Raw genomic sequence first — 20647 nt, 5'->3', positions numbered from 1 at the left:
ACCCCAATAACCAAAAAAAGGTCACATTATGTTTCAGTTTTCCGCACAACAGCGGCTGACAGCGCTGTGCTGGCTATCCCTCTTTCATATTCTGGTGATTATCTCCAGCAACTATCTGGTTCAGCTGCCAATTACGCTTTTCGGCTTTCATACCACCTGGGGCGCATTTACTTTCCCATTCATTTTCCTGGCTTCCGACCTGACCGTCCGAATCTTCGGTGCCCCGCTGGCACGTCGCATTATTCTGACGGTCATGGTGCCAGCGTTGATCGCGTCATATCTGGTTTCATCCCTATTCTACAAGGGTGAATGGCAGGGATTTGGCGTGCTGAGCCAGGTCAATCCCATGGTCGCGCGTATCGCTGCCGCCAGCCTGATGGCCTATTTGCTGGGCCAGATTCTCGACGTGCACGTCTTCAACCGTCTTCGTCAACTCAAAGCCTGGTGGGCGGCACCTGCTGCTTCTGCGGTGCTGGGCAACCTTAGCGATACGGTAGCGTTCTTCTTCATCGCCTTCTATCGCAGTTCAGATCCGTTTATGGCTACACACTGGACGGAAATCGCTACGGTGGATTATTTCTTCAAGATCGCCATCAACCTGATTTTCTTCCTGCCGATGTACGGCGTACTGCTTAACATGTTGCTGCGCCGTCTGAGCCAGCCGGGGAGCAACGCGCCGTACCAGGATCAGACCGCCTGATGCGTCGTTTCCGCTCATAAGCAGGACGTCGGAATAACCGGAAAAATTGCCTTCCTCTACCTGATTCGGGAGCAAGACAGGGACTGTAATAACAAAACGCTTGTTTTTACGCCCCGAATCAGGTGCCATAGCGCCACATCTGTTTTTGTTCGTGATAAAGAAAGGATACCCATGCCAAATTTAGCGAAATATATCGGTATTGGTCTGCTGGCCGCCACGCTGGCCGCCTGCGACGGCAACAGCGATAAAAAAACCAACGCGTCGGCCGCCAGCCCCGCGGCGGAAAAAACCACAGAGCAGAACGTGTCTCTGCTCTCCGGCAAACTGACCTTTACCCTGCCAAACGGCCTGAGTGATCAGAGCGGTAAACTGGGTAATCAGAACAACAACATGCACGTCTATGCGGATCAGAGCGGCCAGAAAGCCATCATCGTGATTGTCGGTGATGACACGCCGTTAGACCTACCGGCACTGGGGCAACGTCTTGAAGAGCAGCAACGCGGGCGTGATGCCAGCCTTCAGGTGTTGGGTAACAAAACGGCCGAGATCAACGGCCATCAGATTCAACAACTGGACAGCGTTCTGACCAGCAATGGGCAGAAAGCGTTTTCATCCATCGTGCTGGCCAAAACAGACAATCGACTGCTGACACTGCAAATCACGCTGCCTGCGGATAACCTGCAACAAGCGCAAGCCGACGCGGGTAAGGTAATCAGCACACTGAAGCTGAACTGAATCACCGCACCGCTTCCCCCCGCCGCGCCGACACCGGCTGTCGGCGGGATTCTGCTCACACCGCGCTTACACCGCGCAGTCCACGCTGATATAGCCGCGCCGTCAGCAACAGCCCAACCAGCGCCAGAGCCGCCGCCGCCAGATAAATGGCATCAATATCGGTATAAGCCATCATGACACCAGCCGTCGGCCCCACTACGCCTAGCGACAAGTCAAGAAAGATGGTGTACGTCGCCAGTGCGCTACCCTGATTCTGTGCCGACACCGCCTTGACTGCCACCACACCCAGCGCCGGGAACACCAGCGAAAATCCGGCACCGGCGAAAAACGCGCCCGCTTCCGCCATCAGCGGATGCGATGCCAGCCATACCAACAGCAGACCGGCACCTTCGACAAGAAAGCACACCAGCGCAACTCGCAGGCCGCCAAAGCGGTTAATGACATTCGGGAACAACAACCGGGTGCCGACAAAGGCACAACTGAACAGGCTCAGAGTCAACGCGGCCCCCTCCCACTGACGACTGGCGTAAAACAGGGTGATAAATGTCGAGATCACGCCGAACCCGGCGGACGCCAGCGACAAAATCACGCCGTACAGCCAGACTTTGCCGAGCACTTCGCGGAACGGCAGCTTCTTACCTGGCGTCACCGTTACCGCCGGACGAGGCAACGCCAGCAGAATCGCCGAGCCAGCCACCAGCACGATCACGCCGGCCAGCAACCACAGCCCACCCAGATGATAAATCCATACCCCCAGCGGCGCGCCAATCGCCATCGCACCGTAGGTCGCCACGCCGTTCCACGAAATCACCCGGCCAATATGCAGCGACCCAACGACGCCGACGCCCCATAAAGTTGCGCCGGTGCCAGCGAAGCTCTGCCCAACACCCAGCACCAGACGGCCGACGCACAACAGCGCCAACGCCAACACCGGCGAACCGTCATTCCAGGCCGCCAGCGCATAAAATACGCCGCTCAGCAGCACACCAGACAGCCCGAACACCACCACCTGCTTCGGCCCTTTCTCATCCGCGTGGCGACCGGCTCGCGGGCGGCTGAGTAGAGTAGAAAAGTACTGCAGGCTGATCACCAAACCGGCCCAAAAGGCACTAAAACCAAGCTGTTCATGCACATAGCCCGGCAACACCGCCAACGGCAACCCAATGTTCAGATAGCTGGCAAAGTTAAACATCACAACAGACATGATGCGCAGGTTTAGACGTAAGCCGCCGGGAGAAGGCTTAGGCGGTGTAGATACAGGCGGTGTGGCAGCTGGCATGGAGAAATCGGCTCGCTTACGGGTCGCGTCGACGGGCGAACGCGGCGGACATGTTGAGATTCTGAGTATAAACAAGACACTTGCGTCTTTCAGCACCAATTATCGAGCGCCATCATCCGGCGTTAGCCGCTACACCTTTACGCTTATATAACAAGGCGGTATCTGCGTTATACTCAGCAGGATACGTCGTTCAGGAGAGACTGTATGCCTGTGAAGCCCAACCCGCCACGCCCGTCAACCGAACAGGGCACGCCATCCGGCGCTTCCCATCAACGGTTCAGGCATTTAGCAGGCTGGCTGCACCGTATCAGGTCAATGCCCGTTGTTGCCCACTTTATCCGCGCGGGAGATCGTTTTAACGACCGGATGGGCAATCAGTTTGGTGCCGCTATCACCTACTTTTCGTTTCTGTCACTGATTCCGATCCTGATGGTATCGTTCGCCACGGCAGGGTTTGTGCTGGCCTCCAACCCTGACCTGCTGACCGGCCTCATCAACCGTATCGTCAACAGCATCAGCGACCCGAGTCTCGCCCTCACCCTGAAGAACACCGTGAATACCGCAGTGCGACAGCGTACTACCGTCGGGCTGACGGGTCTGCTGATCGCGCTCTATTCCGGCGTAAACTGGATAGGCAACCTGCGGGAGGCGATTCATGCCCAGTCGCGTGATGTGTGGGAACGCCAGCCACACGAGGAAGAGAAAATCTATCTGCGCTACCTGTGGGATTTTCTGTCACTGATCGGGCTGCTGCTGGCGTTGGTGATCACGCTGTTTCTCACCTCAGTGGCCGGTAGCGCGCAGGCGACAATCGTGCGTGCTCTGGGGCTCGGCGGCATTGATTGGCTGCGCCCGGTGATGACGCTGATTGCGTTGTCTATCTCCATCTTCGCCAACTATCTGCTGTTTTTGTGGATATTGTGGGTACTGCCACGCCATAACCCTCGGCGTGGACCGCTGTTGCGCGGCACGCTGATGGCGGCTATCGGCTTCGAGGTACTGAAATTCGCCATGACCGTGGCACTGCCTCAACTGGCAACCTCACCTTCCGGGGCCGCATTTGGCTCCGTGATCGGCTTGATGACGTTTTTCTATTTCTTTGCCCGCCTGACGCTATTCTGTGCCGCCTGGATCGCCACGGCGGACCCAAAAGCAGTTCTCAACACGCAGACGCCGCTGTCCGGTGCCTGACACTTACAGCCTATCAACAGGAGCAACCATGCCTTTCGTCAACATTCGTATCACTAAAGACGGTGCCACCGCTGAACAAAAAAAGCAGTTGATTGCTGGCGTAACCCAGCTGCTGGTGGATACGTTGGGAAAAAATCCGGCCACTACTGTGGTCATCATTGATGAAGTGGAAACCGACAACTGGGGCATTGGTGGACAGAGCGTGACCGAACGCCGCCAGCAGGCTTCATAACCGGAAACACAACGTATCAATCAGCAACTGTCCCCTAAGGATCGGGATTACAACTGGTTTTCCCGATCCACATCATGAAAAAATAAAACATCGTTTCATCACTATTGACTCCATGCCGTGTAATGTTGAGACTGGCGCTAGTTTCCTTTGGTTCACCTTCTCTTTTTACAGGTCAGCTGTCATGACGACGAAGAACATTGCAATTATTGGCGAGTGCATGATTGAACTGTCACAGAAAGGCGCGGATCTTAACCGCGGTTTTGGTGGCGATACCCTCAACACTGCCGTCTACATCTCCCGTCAGGTAAAACCGGATGCGCTTGGTGTGCATTATGTCACCGCACTGGGTACTGATTCCTTCAGTAGTGAAATGATGGCTGCCTGGCAAAAGGAAGGGGTCAAAACCGACCTGATCCAACGTCTGGACAACAAACTGCCGGGGCTGTATTTCATCGAAACCGATGCCACCGGCGAGCGTACCTTCTATTACTGGCGTAATGACGCCGCGGCCCGTTACTGGCTGGAAAGCCCAGATGCCGAAACCATCGGCCAACAACTGGCGCAGTTCGATTACATCTACCTGAGCGGCATCAGTCTGGCGATTCTGAATCAAAACAGCCGTGAGCGCCTGCTGACAGTGCTGCGTGCCTGCCGCGCTAACGGCGGCAAGGTGATTTTCGACAACAACTATCGCCCGCGCTTGTGGCAAAGCAAAGAAGAAACCCGTCAATCGTACAGCGATATGCTGGCCTGCACGGATATCGCGTTCCTGACGTTGGACGACGAAGATATGCTGTGGGGCGAACTGCCGGTAGACGAGGTGCTGAAACGCACTCATGGTGCTGGGGTGACGGAAGTGGTCATCAAACGCGGCGCGGACGCCTGCCTGGTGTCGATCCAGGGCGAACCGCTGCTGGAAGTCCCGGCGGTAAGGCTGCCTAAAGAAAAAGTCGTCGATACCACTGCCGCAGGTGACTCATTTAGCGCCGGTTACCTGTCTGTGCGCCTGAACGGCGGTAGTGCCGAGGATGCTGCCAAACGCGGTCACCTTACCGCCAGCACCGTGATTCAGTATCGCGGCGCGATTATTCCGCTGGAAGCCATGCCTGCCTAAACAGCGCCATAGCTGACGCAATAAAAAACGCCGGTTCAGTCTGTCATGCTGAACCGGCGTTGTTGTTTTTGTCGGTGCGATCGATATCGCCGTCTCAACGCACCGTGCCCGCAGGCACACGGCAAGCTGGCGTTAACGCACCGCCGAAGTTTCGTCCTGCGACGCTTTGGCGGCGTCCGGTGCGACGGCAGCGGCGCCGTTATCCGGCTGCATGATACTCATGTACGTTTCCCGCAACGCTTCCACACTGGTTTCCGGCTCGCCCTGCGGCTGTAGCATCACCAACGTTGCTTCCTGAGACAACTGCTGATGCAGTTCCTGATTCAGCATCTCCAGCGTGACAGAAGACAGGTAGTTCTGGCGCAGTTTCTGATACTGTTCCGGCGCAATGTCCACTACCCCGTTTTTCTGCGAACGCAGTCGCTGATCCATCAGAATATCGGTACTGGCGCGGGCATACGTGGCAAACAGCTTGCTCAGTTCTTCCGTTTTACGCGCCATCAGCGTGTCAAATTCTGCCTGAGACAACCCTTTATCCCGCAACGTCCTCAGCTCCTTGCTCAGAAACGTTATGCCGACCTGCGCCGATTCGCTGGTAACATTATCCAGATGGATAGCACACTGGGCGCGGCCATACACCACATTACAATCAAAACGCACATTGGTGTCTTTCAGCGGGCTTTTGGTCAGCACCTGCTGCATATGCCAGAACAGCGCTTCACGCGCTAAATCGCTATGCCAGTAACGAGCCAGCGCCTGAGAGTCGCGGATAGGCTGCCACGGCATGTCCCACACCAGCGACAGGATGTCCTGCTTTACGCTGCTGTCCATCAAACTGACTGGCGTCGACGGCATGGCGGACAATACCGGCAACGGAGAAGGCGTCACCCGCTTACCCTGCAATGGCGAGAACACGCGGTCGATTTGCTCGGCGATAGCGCGACTGTCAACGTTACCCACCACATACAGCGTCATGGCATCCGGTGTGTACCAGGTTTTGTAGTATTTGCTCAGCTGTTCGGCATTCACTGAGGCTTTAAGCGATTGCCCCGGCGCATACGACAGCAGTGACGACCCTTTCAGGCGGTAACGCCACCCTGCCTCTTGCGGATTGGTGGGCGCGTTAGCTACCGGGTCAAGCATCTTCGTCGCCGCCGCGATGCGTTTATCATCAATCTGCAACTGGCCTGCGGTGTCCGCCAGCCAGCTCAGTGCATCTTTCAACAAGTCAGGCCGGTTATTCGGCAAGCTCAGATTGTAAGAGGTAAAGTCATACGATGTGGTAGCCGGAGGCAATGGTCGTGTTTCGCTCTCAGACTGTTGCCACAGCGAGGGTAGCTGCCCGGCGGAAAAGGTGTCGCGCGGCAACAATGCCAGGCGCGGAATAAAATGGGAAAACCCCGTCTGTTGCGCATTTTCCGTCAATGAACCGGTGTTAATCATCAGCCGTAGTTCAATCCGGTCGCTGGGACGCTGGGGTGTAGCAAGAAGCTGCCAGCTAAAGCCGTTATCCAGCTTGCCCTGTTGCCAGGCGGGATCGGGTTGTAGTGCTTCAGCCTGCACGTTACCGACGGCAGCCGCCAGCAACACTCCACCAACAAAAAGGCCAAATTTGGTGCCTTGCATGTGAACCCCTACTTTAATCACGAACCAATACAGTATGTTTTTGTGGATTCAGGCGGCATCATCCTGCCGCCTTACGTGTTATACCCCAAATAATTCAAGCTGCAGGATAAGACACTCACGCTTTAAGCAACGTATTGTCCTTCAAGGATAAGACGCCTACGCGCCTTGTAACGCGGCAACCGGGTAAGTGAGGGCAGCCAACGCACCTGCAACTGAAGTATGGCGGTTATATTCGCCTCACAAAAAAAGAGAAGCGAAGTGTACCATCCCGTTAGACAGCGTGCTTTTGTCTATGTCACTGAACAACGTGAAATAAAGAATAAAAAAGTTAAAGACGCCTAAAATCTAGCACAGAATGGATAAGAATTACCCACAGCCCGCGAAGCGAACTGTGGGTAACAAGCAGGAGGGAATGCGTTATCAGGACGGACGAGACTCCGCCGCCGGGCCGTCATTACGACCGGACAGCACATCGTTCATCTTCTTGCTATCAAGCTCTTTACACAGCTTGGCCACTACGACTGTCGCTACGCCGTTACCAACTAGGTTAGTCAGCGCACGAGCTTCGGACATAAAGCGGTCGATGCCCAGAATCAGCGCCAGACCAGCAAGCGGCAGGTGTCCTACAGCGGAAATGGTGGCTGCCAGCACGATAAAGCCGCTACCGGTCACGCCCGCCGCCCCTTTGGACGACAGCAACAGTACCACCAGCAGGGTGATCTGATGCCAGATATCCATGTGGCTGTTGGTCGCCTGAGCGATAAATACCGCTGCCATAGTCAGGTAAATCGAGGTGCCATCCAGGTTGAAGGAGTAGCCGGTCGGAATCACCAGACCCACCACCGATTTCTTACAACCCAGTTTTTCCATCTTCTCAAGCATACGCGGCAGCGCGGACTCGGAAGAGGACGTCCCCAGAACGATTAGCAGTTCTTCACGAATGTAGCGAACAAACTTGAAGATGCTGAAACCAGTAGCTCTGGCGATAGATCCCAGTACCAGCACCACAAACAGGATACAGGTAATGTAGAAGCAGATAATCAACTGCCCCAATTGCACCAGTGAGCCGACACCATACTTACCGATGGTGAAGGCCATCGCACCAAATGCCCCCAACGGTGCCAGACGCATGATCATGTTGATGATGCCGAAAATCACTTGGGAGAAACTTTCGATCACATCGAAAATCAGCACGCCCTTGTCACCCAGACGGTGCAGCGCAAAACCGAACATCACCGCAAACAACAGCACCTGCAGGATGTTACCGCTGGCGAAAGCACCAATCACGCTGGAAGGAATCACATCCATCAAGAACGGCACCACGCCTTGCTTACCAGCTTCAGTCGCGTAATTTGCCACTGCCGCCGCGTTCAGCGACGCCGGATCCACGTTCATACCCGCGCCAGGTTGCAGCACGTTCACCACCACCAGACCGATGATCAACGCCAGCGTACTGACAATCTCAAAATAGAGCAGTGCTACCGCACCGGTACGCCCGACGGCTTTCATACTCTCCATCCCGGCGATCCCGGTGACGACAGTACAAAAGATCACAGGCGCGATCACCATTTTGATTAATTTCACAAATCCGTCGCCCAGGGGTTTCATCTGCTCACCCAATGCAGGGTAGAAATGCCCCAGTAATATCCCGATGGTAATGGCTACAAGTACCTGAAAGTAGAGACTTTTAAATATTGATTTTTTCATAGTGTGACGTCCTTTGATGGGAAAACACACGGGGGACAAAGAACGATAAAGTTGCCGCCTGTGCTTGCGCCGGAAAATAACACCCTGATAACAGAGTGAATACTTTTATAACTTTAGTTTGTGAACATCCGGTTAAAAACAAGAGCTGAATCGCTTCAACAGATTCTTCCCAAAAAACATTGCATTAATTTATCGATAACATCACGCATGAATGACGCGCTTCAAACCTCTCAACAAGCCGCGCCATTCCTCTATTCTGCGCTGATTCATAAGAATTTTTTGTGAATGAGATCACGAGTAACAATCTGGTTAACAAAGCGTAAAACACACTATGTCTGATGGGTAAAAATAGGGGAAATGGCGAGGACGATGCCCTCGCCATGTGTATGTACCGCAGGATGCGGTTATTTACCGCGTGCCAGAGTGGCCAGCAACCGCAGGCTGGACGAGTAGTAATCCTCCGATGCGCCAGGCAGGTCGCTGAGTCCGTCTGCGTTGCCCATCGTCAGGTCACGCACCGCCAGCAAGCCGCCCTGCATATTGTAGGGTGCGGTGTTATTGCTTAGTACATCGATCCAGGCCGGTGTCGTCAGACGGGAATAGTTACGCCAGTACAGTTGGAACGGCACCAGCGCCGTCGTTTTGGCATCGTACCAATACAGGTACAGCGGAATACGGATAGCATCGTAACTGAAACGCGATGGCCAGGCCGTTGCCGGTGCCATTGACCCGTCTGCGTTCAGCGCTACCCAGTCCGTCGGTAATCCGACCTGACCGAAACGCATTTCTCCGACCAGTGACAGGCTATCGTCAATCAGCTTCCGCCACACCTGAAGATGGCTGCGGTTAGCAAAGTCGCGCCAGGCCGGGAACAGGAAATATGACGGGTTAAGGACAACATAACTGTTCTTGTTGAAGCCATAGGCCCCAGGCAACATCACGGTGCGGTCCGCAAACTGAATGATATCGTTGGCGATAATGGCTTTCTGGATACTGTCCGACGCCTGCAGGTATCGGTTGTCCTGCCATTTATTTCCTGCTTTTAACAACGCCCAGGCGATCAGCACATCACCATCCGAGGCGTTGTTTTTATCCACTACCGGGTTGGCCGCCGACGGGTCGTAACGCCAGTAGAACAAACCGCTGGTCGTGTTCTGCAAGTGGCTTTGCGTCCAGTTCCACAGGCTATCGAACGCACGCCGATCACCGTAATACACCGCCATCAGCATGGCGAATCCCTGGCCTTCGGTATGGCTGACATTCTTGTTGCCGGTATCCTGAATACGGCCATCTGCGGTCATGAAACGGCTTTTGTAGATTTCCCAGCCGTTTGCCGCCGTTGCCGATGCACTGAACAGTACTATCAGCATCAATGCCCAACAACGCCACATTGGCTTGACCATTACGCCTCCGGCTTAGTGTTGGTAACGGAACAACAGGGTGGATTCATTGCCGGTTTCTTCGCAGGACAACGGCACCGACTCGACGCCGCCCTGCTCACGCAGCCAGCGGCTATACAGCCCTTGCAACACCGCCGCCATCGCCATACGCCATCTGACGCTGCCCGGCGTATTCACGGCAACGGGCAACGCCAGATGATAAATCTCCAGTCGATCTTCATACGGGCGCAGGTCCACGCATCCCCAATGAAACTGCGACAGCACCCGGTTGATCTCCTGTTCCAGATCCATCACCGTTACCGCCTCTGACAACGGATAGCGCTCGGCCAGTTGCCCGCCCATGTGGCGTAAAAATGCCAACCCTTCCTGTTCACCGGCGTTATCCATCATCCCGTTGACGATCACCCCGAACAGATCCACCCAACCGGGTGACAATTGCTGCTGGCGATAATAATTCAATGCTTGCTGTTGCAAGTCACTCATGCTTATTTGCCTCCGAGCCCGTAGCGGAAATAGAGCTGGGCCGTGGTTTCGTTATAGTTGCCAAAAGTGTCATAGCCCATCTGTCCGCCAACGGTCACGTCTTTGGTGACGCGATAATCCGCGCCGACATGCACGTTATAGCCAATGCCGCTCTTGCTGTCGCCTGCGTAGCGGGATTCTGTTGACCCACCTCGCGCCACCGCATTTTCCAGCAGTGTTTGCAGATTCGGGTCATTCGGGAAATACGCACTGCCGTCACGCGAGTAGGATTGATACCCCACCGTCACACCCGCCTTGACGCTCAGGTCGTCGTATTTCTGGCTCCACTCAACCGGCAACGACAACGACACATAGTTCTGCGGGCTAAAATAGCCGCCCTGACCGTAGCTGTAATAACTGAGGTCCTGAGAGAAGTTCATCCAGCCCAGGTTTACACCGACTTTCAGTTCACGATCGTTACTGTGGATTGGACGAACATAAACCCCCGTATTCGCCATCGCGCCGGTGTTGTTCTTCACATTTTCGCCAAGATAACTGTACAGGCCGCCACCGCCATAAAGACCGATATCGCCATTATCATAGCTCAACATCACGTTGCCGCCGTTCTTGGTGACTTGCCCCCAGCGCTTGCCGGTCAGTTGGTCACGACTACCAACGTAAGACAGCAGGCTATCTGTCACCGCACGGCGTTCACCGGTCACTATCAGCGTCAGGAAATCGGTCAACTTAGGTGACCATTGTGCACCACCCACCAGCGTATTCAGCTCCTGACCCAACGGCGTACTGCCAAGGTCAACCTTATAATTCTTGCCGATCAACGCCAGATTCAGTTCTGCACCGGACATCCGCTGCTGCTTGATAGCACTAGCACCATTAGGACCAGACAACCCTAATGCAGCCTGAGCTTCCGGATTTTGAGACTGGAATAACGACTGAACGCCAAAAGTCTTCAGGCCGTTGCCATCCACAGAACCGGCATTCATGGTAACGGGGGTGACACCGAAATTGATGCGCGAGCTGCCAAACAGGCCGCTCGACCAGGTTAGTGGCGCTTTCGCTTCGGTAAATCGGCTCAACCCCGAATCGCCATCGCGGGCGCGAATCTGTACCCCAGCCTGCACCCAACCGCCGGTATCCCGCTCCAGATCGGCCATCATGCCGTTAATCTGTGTCAGCGTAGCGGCCTGTTGCTGTGAGGCGGAAGCGCCTGTTGCCACCGTGGTGTCGCCACTGGCAACGCCGTTACGCTGCTGCCACGGCATCACACTGCCATAGGAGGAAGGGCTGCCAGCAACGCGAGTAACCGCCGACGTCGAACGATCGATGAACGGGTTGTCCGTCATCGCCAGTCCGCCAATCGTCGGCGTGCTTCCTGGTGCAACCCCCGCCATCCCCACTGCTTTTGAGCGGGCGGCTCTCAGGTAAGCCAGCGCCTGATCGCGATTCCCCTCGGCGTCCGCGATCCGGGCCAGCAGCAACAAGCGCTCCGGCGTCTGCTCACCCTGCAAACCGGTAGACAGCGCATGTGCCTTTGCCGTGTCATGGCGTTCCAGCGCCACATTAATGGCACCGACACGCGCGTCCTGCGTCGGGGTATCGTGCAACAATAGGTAGTCGTAAACGTCTGCCGCTTCTTTGTTCATCTTGCCGGACTGGTATAGCCGGGCCATGGCGAACATCAGATCGGTATTTTTCGGATCGCGCTGCAACGCACGGGCCAGCTTGTCGTAAGCCTGCGCATACTGCTGGTTTTCGCGCAGACGGTCGGCCTCGCGCACCACGAAACCGGTACGCAAGCCATCCAGCTGCGTCGCACTACTGCGCGCCACCAGCTCCGGGCGGCTCAACCACGACTGCGCTTCATCGCTCAGCCCGGCCTGATTCAGTACCCCAATCTGGTCAGCGTAATCGCCCGCGCTGCCCTGCACGCCACGTTGCATACTGTTACGCACCACCGCTACCGCAGCGGCGGTTTCGCCAGCCGCCGCCAGCGACTGAGCCAGTTTGCCTGCATCAGCCGGGTTTTCCGGCGGTGCCACCGACAATGCCCGCAGGGTGTTGGCCGCGGCGGCGTTCTCGCCCCGCGACAAATACACTTGTGCGGTCGCCATTTGCAGATTGAAATTGACCCGCTGCGCCAGGCTCCGGGTGTCTTCATTCTGGTTATGCGGCGGAATGCGTGACAGCAACGTGCTGGCCTGCTGCCAGGCATTATTTTCGCTGGCGAACAATGCCGCGGCGTACAGGTCATCCGCACTGGCACCCGCACGGAACAACGGTTGCATGACCGAGGTAGCGGCAGCCGTATTACCCTGCTGCTGGTAAATCCGGGCCAGATCAAGCTTCAGCCAACCATCGTTCGGGAAACGCGCCATGCCTTGCTGCAACAGACCGATGGCGCGGACGGTATCGCCCGCCGCCAGTGCCTGTTTGGCTTCACTGCGCACCGGCGAGCTGGTCGCAACCGGGCGCGGTGCCATGCTACGCCGCACGATCTCCGGCAAGGCCGCGAACAGCGTATTGGCCTCGGCAGTGCGGTTCTGCTCGCGCAGCACGTAAAACAGCCCTTCTTTGGCGCTGCGGTTGTCGGCATCCGTTTGCAGAATGTCGCGGTACAAGCGTTCCGCTTGTGAGAAATTGTTGGTGCGGCGCAACACATCGGCCCGGAACAGTTTCGCCGTCAGTCCTTTGTCGCCACCGGCCTGCGCCAGCGGCTCGCTCAGGGTCAGCGCCTGCGACGTATCGCCATTTTTCATCGCCTGCTGGGCATTCGCCAACTGAGCGTAGAAACGCGCGTCTTCCGCCTGCTGCTGACGCTGCGTACTGTTCTCGCCGCCTTGCCGCGCCGCCCGCTCCAGATAAGATGCCGCAGCGGAAAAATCACCGCGCCGCTGGGCAGCGTACCCCATCCCCGCCAGGGCATCCGCGTCTTCCGGGTTCGCCTTCAACACCTGGCTGAAAGCGGTCTGTGCGCTGGAAAGGTCACCGCTGTTGAGCGCGGTAAAGCCTTTGTCTTTCTCGCTGCCGCCCACGTTCTTGCGGTAATAGTCCATCACCGTCGTGTCCTGCGGGTGCCGCTGCTGGTAGAGCTGATAGAGCGGCGCATCGTCTGCTTTCGGCCCCAGCCACAGCAACGCCTGCCGCATCCCCTGATCGGCATCGGCGCTGCCAGACGCCAGCCCACTGAGGATTTGCACCCCTTCGCGACGGGTCGGCTCCTGATAGGTCAGCGCCTTACCGAGCGCCACGGCGGCATTGGTGTCCTGCGGGTGCGCCGCTGCAAATTCACGCAGGTGGTCAATCGCCTGCGGCAACAGCGTGCGGTCGCCCGCCATCGTCAAATAATATTCCGCAGCAATGCTGGCGGGCGGCTGGGTGCCACTGAACAGATTGCGCCAGGTTTGCAGCGAGGCGCTGATATTGCCACTGCGCGCCTGCTGACGCGCCAGCGCCAGTTGCGCCTGCGGAATGGTCGCGGCCTGACGGGCGTTGTCCAGCGCCTGCAACAGTGGGTCCTGCGGCGATGCCTTGCTCAGGCGTTCGCGCCATTTGGCCGCGTCGGCACTGTCGCCGCTGTTCTGGGCATACAGCGCCATCAGATAAAGCGCGCGCGGGTTGTTGGCATCCACCAGCAGGATTTTCTGCAATGCATCACGCGCCAGGTCGTCGTGAGAGCGCTGATGCCAGTAATCTGCCTGTTCAAACAGCGCCTGAAGCGCCGGATTTGTCTGCGCCGCCAGCGCAGAAGCGGATAGCACGCCGCCGACCACTACCCCGGTGAGAGACAGTGACTGACGGATGCGGGCTGTTAATGTTGTCATCTTCATTGGTGGTTCGCTTATTTTTTATCCACACCCGCATCGCGTCGGGTTGACAGCCGTTTCTCCGCCAACCGTCGGAGAATTGACGCCAGACTAAGCCCTACGGCCGCCGCCAGCAGCAACGCCGCCAGCGCCAGCAACACCGAGTGCTGATTGGCGTACCAGACAATCATCATGTACCAGGGCATTTCGCCGCTGGGGAACTGCGGACCGACCCGGAAACTGCGCACACCGTTTTCATCGGTGATGATGGCGGTATCGCCCCGCACCGCGGCGTTGATGTTCGGCGAGTTCAGATCGCCATACAACCGCAATAACTGTTCATCACCACTGCCGGTGGCAACCACCACCACACGCGCGGGGTTCCACGGCGATCGGTAGCTGAGGAAACCGCGCCAGGCCTCGTTGGATGAAAAATAGCGGTCCGCATCCCGCGGTGCGCGGTCCCAATCACCGGTCAACAGGGTGCGAGCACGTTCCCATGTACCCGGCGCTTTCACGCCGAAGGTGTGGCTGTTCACCGTGTAGGGCGAGCCAGACAGCAGGTTCTGATTGAACGCGGTCTGCGGCTGCGTGGTCACCGCCAATACGTCGCTATTCTCAAGCTTCTGGCGATCCGCCGCGTTGGTCGGCAAGCCGAACATCACGCGGTTGTGATTGAGACTCACACCGGTGGCATCGCTGGCGCGTCCGGCCAGATCCAGCAACAAGCCGATTTCAGCATCGCTGGGCTTTTCCGGCAGCAGCATCACCGTCTGGGCATAATCCGCCTGACGGGTAAACGGAAACGCTGCACCAACGAAATAGGACAGATTTGGCAGCAGGGTGAAATGGCGCGTGCGGCTCAGATCGATAGACGTGCTGTCGGCAATCTGGCTCTTGATGTTGTTGTTGAGCAACACACTGCACGGCGCGTCGTCTTTCGCACGAATATTGAAATAGAGCTGGAACTGGTTATAGCCATAAATCAGGTACGGCTCGACCTTCAGCGTATAGCTTTCCTGACGGGTATCGCCGCCCATTTCACGCCACAGTTGCTGCAACACGCCGATTTTGTTCACCGTCAGGTTGCGCAGAAAGGTGCCGTTGAGCATCACGTTCAGGTATGAGCGGCTTTCGTCAATCCAGCTTTCCGACGGAAAACGGTAGTCGACTTTCACCGGAATGGTGTCGCCGTCCCACAGGAACAAGTCCGGCGCAGCGCGGAAGTTGATGCGCAACGCCTCATGCCACAGCCCGCTGACTGTCATGCTTTGATCGGCGCGCAACAGTTCGCTTAACCGCACCGGCCGGTCGGTGTTGATCCAGCGCGGCGCGTCGTAGGCGCGGCGGAACGGTATGGTCTGCTGCGCCACCGCAAGGGTTGACGCATCGCCAGTGAGTGGCTGGCTGACCAGACGGTACGCCGCCTGTCGCAACTGCTCGTCATCCTTGCCTATAACCAGCATCAGCTTGTAAACCGGGTTTACCGGGTTATCAATCAGTTGCAGCGTGGGGCCGGTCACCTCCGGCAGCGTTAGCGTGCCCACTTTGTCCCCAGGACGGCCAAACACCATGCCGCTCTTCTCGGGTAATGCGTCGCGTATCACCGGGAAAGTCACGCCGTAGCCATCCATGCGCATCCCCAGCCAGGAGGCCACCAGCGATGCCGCACTGACCTGCTCAGGGGTGACGTCGGCCGGGAATACCATCGGCACGGTGGCGGGCGTCATCTGCAACGGGTCGATAAACGGACGCGGGAAATTCTCCAGCCGGGTGCCGATATCCAGTTGCTGACCTTCCAGATTCAGGGTGGTGGTCGGCAGAATCGTCAGGTTGTAACGGGTCGCGCTATCGCGTTCGCACAGCAGGCGATCGGCGTCATTGATGCGAAAACTCAGGTTGTTGCTGGATACCACCATCGCGGCGGGAATATCCAGCTGAAACAGGGTGCTGTCGCCAGTGGCAGCGTTGAGCGGCACGGTGCCGAGCGGCTGACCGTTCAACATCAGTTGCATCGAGGTATTCAATGCCGCCAGTTCAGGCGACACCCGTAGTGCCAGATCCAGACGCGCGTTGGTCACCACCTGATCGCCCGGCAGGGTGAAAATCACCCCAGCCTGTGCCTGACCGCCTGCCAGCGTGATCCCATGCGTTTGCCCCATCTGTGCCACGGAGACGCTGCTAGCCAGCGGCTGGTAACCCGCCATCGGCTCGCCAGCAGGTGCCGGTAGCAGCATCGAAGGCGTGGTCTGCAACGGTGACACAGCAACATCAGGGGCCGACGGCACCGCGGCAGGCGTCGCCATCGGCGGTATCACTGGCGACGTTATCGGTGGCATCGGCGGCAACGCCGTGCTCGGGGCCGCCGCAGAGTCCGTGACCGGTGCGGCTTCGCTCGTCACTGGTTGTGGGTTGCCGCCACCAGGGCTAAGCATGGCAGGCAGCGGTTCATCCGCCGCATCACCCGCAGCAAACGCCCCGGCGCCGCCCAGCGCTAACACGCTACCCACACACAGGGACAGCAGCGCTTTCATAAAACGTGGCGTCATCATGCTGCGACGTCCTCCTTCTTCAGGTTCGCTTTTCTACCGCGACCTCGCAAACTCATCCAGAAGAACGCACAGACTGTACGAACCACAGCCCACAGCGAACGCAAAGGGCGATCCTGCGGCCAGGGGTTATTCATCCAGGCATCCGCACGCGACAACACGACTCGCACCAGTGCCCGACGCTGGGCTAATGGAATATCGACGAACTGCAGACGAATGTTGTCGTCATCCGCCGCCACCAACTGCACTGACAGGCAAATTTCGCTGGATTGCAGCAACAGTTCAACGGCTTCGATTTCATCGGTTTTATGACGCTGATCCGGCGCTTTAAGCTGCACCCCACCCATCGACAGGTTGACGGTGGTCGTGCGGGACGCAATACCACTGGCGTAATGGATAATGGCGGGGACATCCACATCAATGCGGATGGTTTTACGTACTTGTTTAGTTTCCCGTGCCACCGCAATCGCCGCCAGCAGGGTTAGCAAACTGAACAATGCCCACACCACGTTCAGCACGATCACATAGGGGTCAACGTTGAAATAATCATGCGCTGCGATACGGGTAATACCGGCCAGAACGCCAGCCCCCAACAAAACAGCAGCAACGATGTGCGGCCGCACAATGCGGAAATCAAAGAAACCTTCATCAAGCAGGCCGCCTTTATCGGTCACATTGAACTTGCCGCGCTTCGGCGAAAACAAGGTAATCAGCGTCGGGAATACCAGATGGAACGCCATCACCGTTTCGTAAATCTCGCCCCAGAAGCTGTACCGGAAACGCCCGTTCATACGCGAGTTGAGGTACATCGATATCATCAGATGCGGCAGCGCATAGGCAAAGATCATCGCGGCAGAGGCATGAATGATATTGAGGTTGAACAGCAGGTAGGCCAGCGGCGCGGTCAGAAACACCACTCGCGGCAGACCAAACTGGAAATGCAGCATGGCATTGAGGTAACACAAGCGCTGCGGCCAGCTCAGCCCGCGCCCCAACAGCGGATTATCGACCCGGAAAATCTGCGTCATGCCTCGTGCCCAGCGGATACGCTGGATCACGTGCAATACCAGCCGCTCGGTCGCCAGCCCCGCCGCCAGCGGAATCGACAGAAACGCGGATTTCCAGCCTTTTCGCTGCATCTTGATGGCGGTATGCGCGTCTTCCGTCACGGTTTCCACCGCAAAACCACCGATCTCATCCAGTGCAGTACGACGAATCACCGCGCAGGAGCCGCAAAAAAAGGCCGCGTTCCACAGGTCATTACCTTGCTGCACCGGCCCGTAAAACAGCGCACCTTCATTTGGCATATCACGCGCCGCACGCAGGTTGCGTTCGAACGGGTCCGGCGAATAGAAGTAGTGCGGTGTCTGCAACAGCGCCAGCTTCGGGTCCGACAGGAACGGGCCAACCGTGGCTTGCAAGAAAATGCGCTTGGCAACGTGGTCGCAGTCAAATACGCAGATTAATTCACCCTGCGTCAGTTTTAGCGCGTGGTTGAGGTTACCGGCCTTGGCGTGCGCGTTGTTATCGCGGGTAATGTAGCCAATGCCAACCTGCGAGGCGAAAACGGCAAACTCGCTGCGCCTGCCGTCATCCAGCAGATAAACCTTCATTTTGTCGCGCGGATAGTCGATACACTGCGCCGCCAGTACCGTATCCCGCACCACATCCAGGCTTTCGTTATAGGTCGGGATATAGATATCCACCGTCGGCCATAGCTGGGTGTCTTCCGGCATCGGCTCAATCACGCGCTCCAGCGGCCAGACCGTCTGGAGAAAGCCCAATAACAGAATCACCCAGACATAGAACTCGGCGATAAATAACCCGATGCCAAGAATAGCTTCAATTTCAGAATTGAAATGCAGGGTTTCCGTTGCGCGCCAGTATATATAGCGTGTCGAGGTCAATATCGACATCACCACCAGCACGACCGTAATTTCCCGGCGCTTATTCAGCCCCAGTAAAAACATCAGCGCTATGCTGATTAGACCAAATATGTATTGTTTTTCACTGTCCATCGGCGTGATAACAATCACCGCCGCAACCGGTAGTAATAACAACAACAACGTTAAAAACAGGATTTTTTTCATCGATTATCCTGATATTTAATGGATAGGAAACGTCCGCGCGAGCATGACTCACGCTGAAAAAAACAGCCAAAGAATGTCAATGTGGTACAGGCTGAGACTGACCAGCCACTTAAGTGGCCGGAACAGCCTGATAAGCTGGAAAATCGGCGTGAACTTCTCCGTTGCCAATTCTGATATCCAGCAAAGCCGCAACGCGTTTTCCGATAAGCTCAATATCAAACGCAGCGGCAGAAACCGGGCTGAAATCAAAAATGGAGCGTTGGGAGGCATTGGCTTCAGCGACACTCTCATCCCGGTGTACGCTGCCAATCAGTTTGTCCGGCATACGCTGCTGAACAAACGACGAAACCTGGCTGCTGATAGCACGACGGTTATCCGTCTGGTTCAGCAGCAGGTAGTAACCTTTTTTCCGGTTCAGTCGCTGACCGGTCAGTTTGTTGTCTTCGATATGCGGCATCAGCGACAACGATGCCGTATCTGCCATCATCACCACCAGATGCAGGTCAGCCAACTCCGTCATGGCTTTCAGCGCCGGACTCGGTCCAGGTGGAAAATCCGCCACGATCACCAACCCCGGATAGTTCATCACCGAGCTGAGGCCGCGTTTGAGAAACTGCGGATCGCTGACCAGATTATGCTCAAACGCCAACCGTTGTTCTTCGGTGACGTTGCCGTAAGGCAGCACGAAAATATTATCGTCAGTGGTCAGAATGGACTGGCTCCAGTCTGCCGTTTCGTCGGACCTGGCGACATAACCGCGCTCATCACCAAGCGGTACGCCAAAATGCAAGCGCAACGCATTCTGCACATCGAAATCAATCGCCAGCACCTTGCTGCCACCGCGGGCCAGCGCATAGGCCAGATTAGCCGCCATGGTGGTTTTGCCGACGCCACCTTTCGGAGAACACACACAAACTAACGGCATAACGCAATCTTCTCCAACAAGGGTTTCAACAACATAGTCTTGGATCCCGAATGAATTTCATCATGACGGTGGTGTCTGAATAGCTGGCGGAACCGACCAGCGTCGGAGGCAACGTCCGCCTCGCTCGCCGCCGCAAACCTCAGCGAATGCGAGCGCACCGCGTCAGGCGGCACCGCATCTATAGTCTGGTTCGCCGGTTGCAGCGTTGGGGCCGATGGTGGTGTCAATGCCGATGATGGTGTCAATGCCGATGATGGTGTCAACACGGCCGATTGCGGCATCGGAACCGGGGCAGCTTCAGCTGTCGGCAGCGAGGCGGCAACAGCATTAAACAGGGAATGCTGATGGCTCCCGGAAGGGTTAGCGTTCACGCCGGATAATGGCACGGCGTGACGAGGCACCGCCGAAGACGACGTAGCCGCGGATAAAGCATGTTGGCTCACCGGCACAGGCTGCGCGATACTCACTGGCTGAGCAGCAAATAACGTGTCGTCGCCAGCCTGATTGCGCAACAGCTGTTTCATAATGGGCCAGACTACAGTCTCAGATTGCAATACCTGTCCGGACATGTCCCTGAAATCAATATCTTTTATCTGGGCTTTGTCCTTAAAGCGCTGCATATCATCATAACTTTTCATCTAACTTACATTTCCCTGGAAAAGGGTGACGGCAAATATGGCGCTGGGCAACAGCGCAAAAAACAATCTTTTCGGATTAGTCTTATACCGATATTTGTGACGAAGGTAAATTACTCTGGGAAAATAAACAAACCATCCATAAGTAAACCCTTTCATCTCTAACTATCTGAAAAAA

The 20647-nt window shown here is 56.5% G+C and carries 15 protein-coding genes; 5 read left to right on the top strand and 10 right to left on the bottom strand.

Features of this window, described 5'->3' with window-relative positions; translation table 11 throughout:
- Window positions 1–28: 28 nt before the first annotated feature.
- Window positions 29–700, top strand: coding sequence for a 7-cyano-7-deazaguanine/7-aminomethyl-7-deazaguanine transporter (locus OB87_RS08265; protein ID WP_033568967.1), 672 nt, complete (start codon window positions 29–31; stop codon window positions 698–700).
- Between the two features lie 171 nt (window positions 701–871).
- The gene (locus OB87_RS08260) at window positions 872–1435 is read left to right on the top strand and encodes a DcrB family lipoprotein (protein ID WP_033568966.1); all 564 of its coding nucleotides are present in this window, start codon (window positions 872–874) and stop codon (window positions 1433–1435) included.
- Window positions 1436–1490: 55 nt separating this feature from the next.
- Here OB87_RS08260 and OB87_RS08255 read toward each other — a convergent pair whose 3' ends face one another.
- Window positions 1491–2714 carry an MFS transporter gene (locus tag OB87_RS08255; protein ID WP_033568965.1) on the bottom strand — a complete coding sequence of 408 codons (1224 nt, stop codon included), beginning with the start codon at window positions 2712–2714 and terminating at the stop codon, window positions 1491–1493.
- 204 nt (window positions 2715–2918) lie between these two features.
- Between OB87_RS08255 and yhjD the strand changes: the two genes are divergently transcribed.
- The 3 genes from yhjD (at window position 2919) to kdgK (ending at window position 5251) form a co-directional block, all read left to right on the top strand.
- Window positions 2919–3905: an inner membrane protein YhjD gene (gene yhjD, locus OB87_RS08250; RefSeq protein WP_033568964.1), complete on the top strand. Its 987-nt coding sequence runs from the start codon at window positions 2919–2921 to the stop codon at window positions 3903–3905.
- 28 nt (window positions 3906–3933) lie between these two features.
- Window positions 3934–4137, top strand: coding sequence for a 2-hydroxymuconate tautomerase family protein (locus OB87_RS08245; protein ID WP_015848366.1), 204 nt, complete (start codon window positions 3934–3936; stop codon window positions 4135–4137).
- A 181-nt stretch (window positions 4138–4318) separates the two neighbouring features.
- Window positions 4319–5251: a 2-dehydro-3-deoxygluconokinase gene (kdgK, locus tag OB87_RS08240; protein ID WP_033568963.1), complete on the top strand. Its 933-nt coding sequence runs from the start codon at window positions 4319–4321 to the stop codon at window positions 5249–5251.
- Window positions 5252–5383: 132 nt separating this feature from the next.
- Here kdgK and OB87_RS08235 read toward each other — a convergent pair whose 3' ends face one another.
- The 9 genes from OB87_RS08235 to bcsO all read right to left on the bottom strand — a co-directional run bounded on the left by OB87_RS08235 (window position 5384) and on the right by bcsO (window position 20472).
- The gene (locus OB87_RS08235; RefSeq protein WP_033568962.1) at window positions 5384–6877 is read right to left on the bottom strand and encodes a M16 family metallopeptidase; all 1494 of its coding nucleotides are present in this window, start codon (window positions 6875–6877) and stop codon (window positions 5384–5386) included.
- A gap of 420 nt (window positions 6878–7297) precedes the next feature.
- Complete coding sequence (locus tag OB87_RS08230; RefSeq protein WP_033568961.1) at window positions 7298–8584, bottom strand: dicarboxylate/amino acid:cation symporter; 1287 nt, start codon at window positions 8582–8584, stop codon at window positions 7298–7300.
- Between the two features lie 404 nt (window positions 8585–8988).
- Complete coding sequence (locus OB87_RS08225) at window positions 8989–9987, bottom strand: glycosyl hydrolase family 8 (protein ID WP_033568960.1); 999 nt, start codon at window positions 9985–9987, stop codon at window positions 8989–8991.
- Window positions 9988–9999: 12 nt separating this feature from the next.
- Window positions 10000–10467, bottom strand: coding sequence for a cellulose biosynthesis protein BcsD (gene bcsD / locus OB87_RS08220; protein WP_033568959.1), 468 nt, complete (start codon window positions 10465–10467; stop codon window positions 10000–10002).
- A gap of 2 nt (window positions 10468–10469) precedes the next feature.
- Entirely contained in the window at window positions 10470–14294 is a 3825-nt protein-coding gene (locus tag OB87_RS08215) for a cellulose biosynthesis protein BcsC (protein ID WP_033568958.1), read from the bottom strand.
- 11 nt (window positions 14295–14305) lie between these two features.
- Window positions 14306–16822, bottom strand: a complete 2517-nt coding sequence (gene bcsB, locus OB87_RS08210) for a cellulose biosynthesis cyclic di-GMP-binding regulatory protein BcsB (RefSeq protein ID WP_033568957.1) — start codon at window positions 16820–16822, stop codon at window positions 14306–14308.
- Window positions 16819–18909 carry a UDP-forming cellulose synthase catalytic subunit gene (gene bcsA / locus OB87_RS08205; protein WP_050515675.1) on the bottom strand — a complete coding sequence of 697 codons (2091 nt, stop codon included), beginning with the start codon at window positions 18907–18909 and terminating at the stop codon, window positions 16819–16821. The genes bcsB and bcsA overlap by 4 nt, the downstream gene beginning before the upstream one ends.
- Window positions 18910–19018: 109 nt before the next feature.
- The gene (gene bcsQ, locus OB87_RS08200; RefSeq protein ID WP_033568956.1) at window positions 19019–19834 is read right to left on the bottom strand and encodes a cellulose biosynthesis protein BcsQ; all 816 of its coding nucleotides are present in this window, start codon (window positions 19832–19834) and stop codon (window positions 19019–19021) included.
- A complete protein-coding gene (bcsO, locus tag OB87_RS08195; RefSeq protein ID WP_033568955.1) occupies window positions 19825–20472 on the bottom strand; it encodes a cellulose biosynthesis protein BcsO in 648 nt (215 codons plus the stop codon). Before bcsO ends, bcsQ begins: the two co-directional genes overlap by 10 nt.
- Window positions 20473–20647 lie beyond the last annotated feature (175 nt).

This window comes from Dickeya undicola, assembly GCF_000784735.1.
Classification (GTDB): domain Bacteria; phylum Pseudomonadota; class Gammaproteobacteria; order Enterobacterales; family Enterobacteriaceae; genus Dickeya; species Dickeya undicola.
Note: the sequence above shows the minus strand (reverse complement) of the source record. Positions and strands in the feature narration are given on the sequence as shown.

What these genes read in the sequence shown, in the direction of transcription:
- OB87_RS08265 (WP_033568967.1), top strand. Translation starts at nt 29, where the DNA reads ATGTTTCAGTTTTCCGCACAACAGCGGCTGACAGCGCTGTGCTGGCTA.
- OB87_RS08260 (WP_033568966.1), top strand. Translation starts at nt 872, where the DNA reads ATGCCAAATTTAGCGAAATATATCGGTATTGGTCTGCTGGCCGCCACG.
- OB87_RS08255 (WP_033568965.1), bottom strand. Translation starts at nt 2,714, where the DNA reads ATGCCAGCTGCCACACCGCCTGTATCTACACCGCCTAAGCCTTCTCCC.
- yhjD (WP_033568964.1), top strand. Translation starts at nt 2,919, where the DNA reads ATGCCTGTGAAGCCCAACCCGCCACGCCCGTCAACCGAACAGGGCACG.
- OB87_RS08245 (WP_015848366.1), top strand. Translation starts at nt 3,934, where the DNA reads ATGCCTTTCGTCAACATTCGTATCACTAAAGACGGTGCCACCGCTGAA.
- kdgK (WP_033568963.1), top strand. Translation starts at nt 4,319, where the DNA reads ATGACGACGAAGAACATTGCAATTATTGGCGAGTGCATGATTGAACTG.
- OB87_RS08235 (WP_033568962.1), bottom strand. Translation starts at nt 6,877, where the DNA reads ATGCAAGGCACCAAATTTGGCCTTTTTGTTGGTGGAGTGTTGCTGGCG.
- OB87_RS08230 (WP_033568961.1), bottom strand. Translation starts at nt 8,584, where the DNA reads ATGAAAAAATCAATATTTAAAAGTCTCTACTTTCAGGTACTTGTAGCC.
- OB87_RS08225 (WP_033568960.1), bottom strand. Translation starts at nt 9,987, where the DNA reads ATGGTCAAGCCAATGTGGCGTTGTTGGGCATTGATGCTGATAGTACTG.
- bcsD (WP_033568959.1), bottom strand. Translation starts at nt 10,467, where the DNA reads ATGAGTGACTTGCAACAGCAAGCATTGAATTATTATCGCCAGCAGCAA.
- OB87_RS08215 (WP_033568958.1), bottom strand. Translation starts at nt 14,294, where the DNA reads ATGAAGATGACAACATTAACAGCCCGCATCCGTCAGTCACTGTCTCTC.
- bcsB (WP_033568957.1), bottom strand. Translation starts at nt 16,822, where the DNA reads ATGATGACGCCACGTTTTATGAAAGCGCTGCTGTCCCTGTGTGTGGGT.
- bcsA (WP_050515675.1), bottom strand. Translation starts at nt 18,909, where the DNA reads ATGAAAAAAATCCTGTTTTTAACGTTGTTGTTGTTATTACTACCGGTT.
- bcsQ (WP_033568956.1), bottom strand. Translation starts at nt 19,834, where the DNA reads ATGCCGTTAGTTTGTGTGTGTTCTCCGAAAGGTGGCGTCGGCAAAACC.
- bcsO (WP_033568955.1), bottom strand. Translation starts at nt 20,472, where the DNA reads ATGAAAAGTTATGATGATATGCAGCGCTTTAAGGACAAAGCCCAGATA.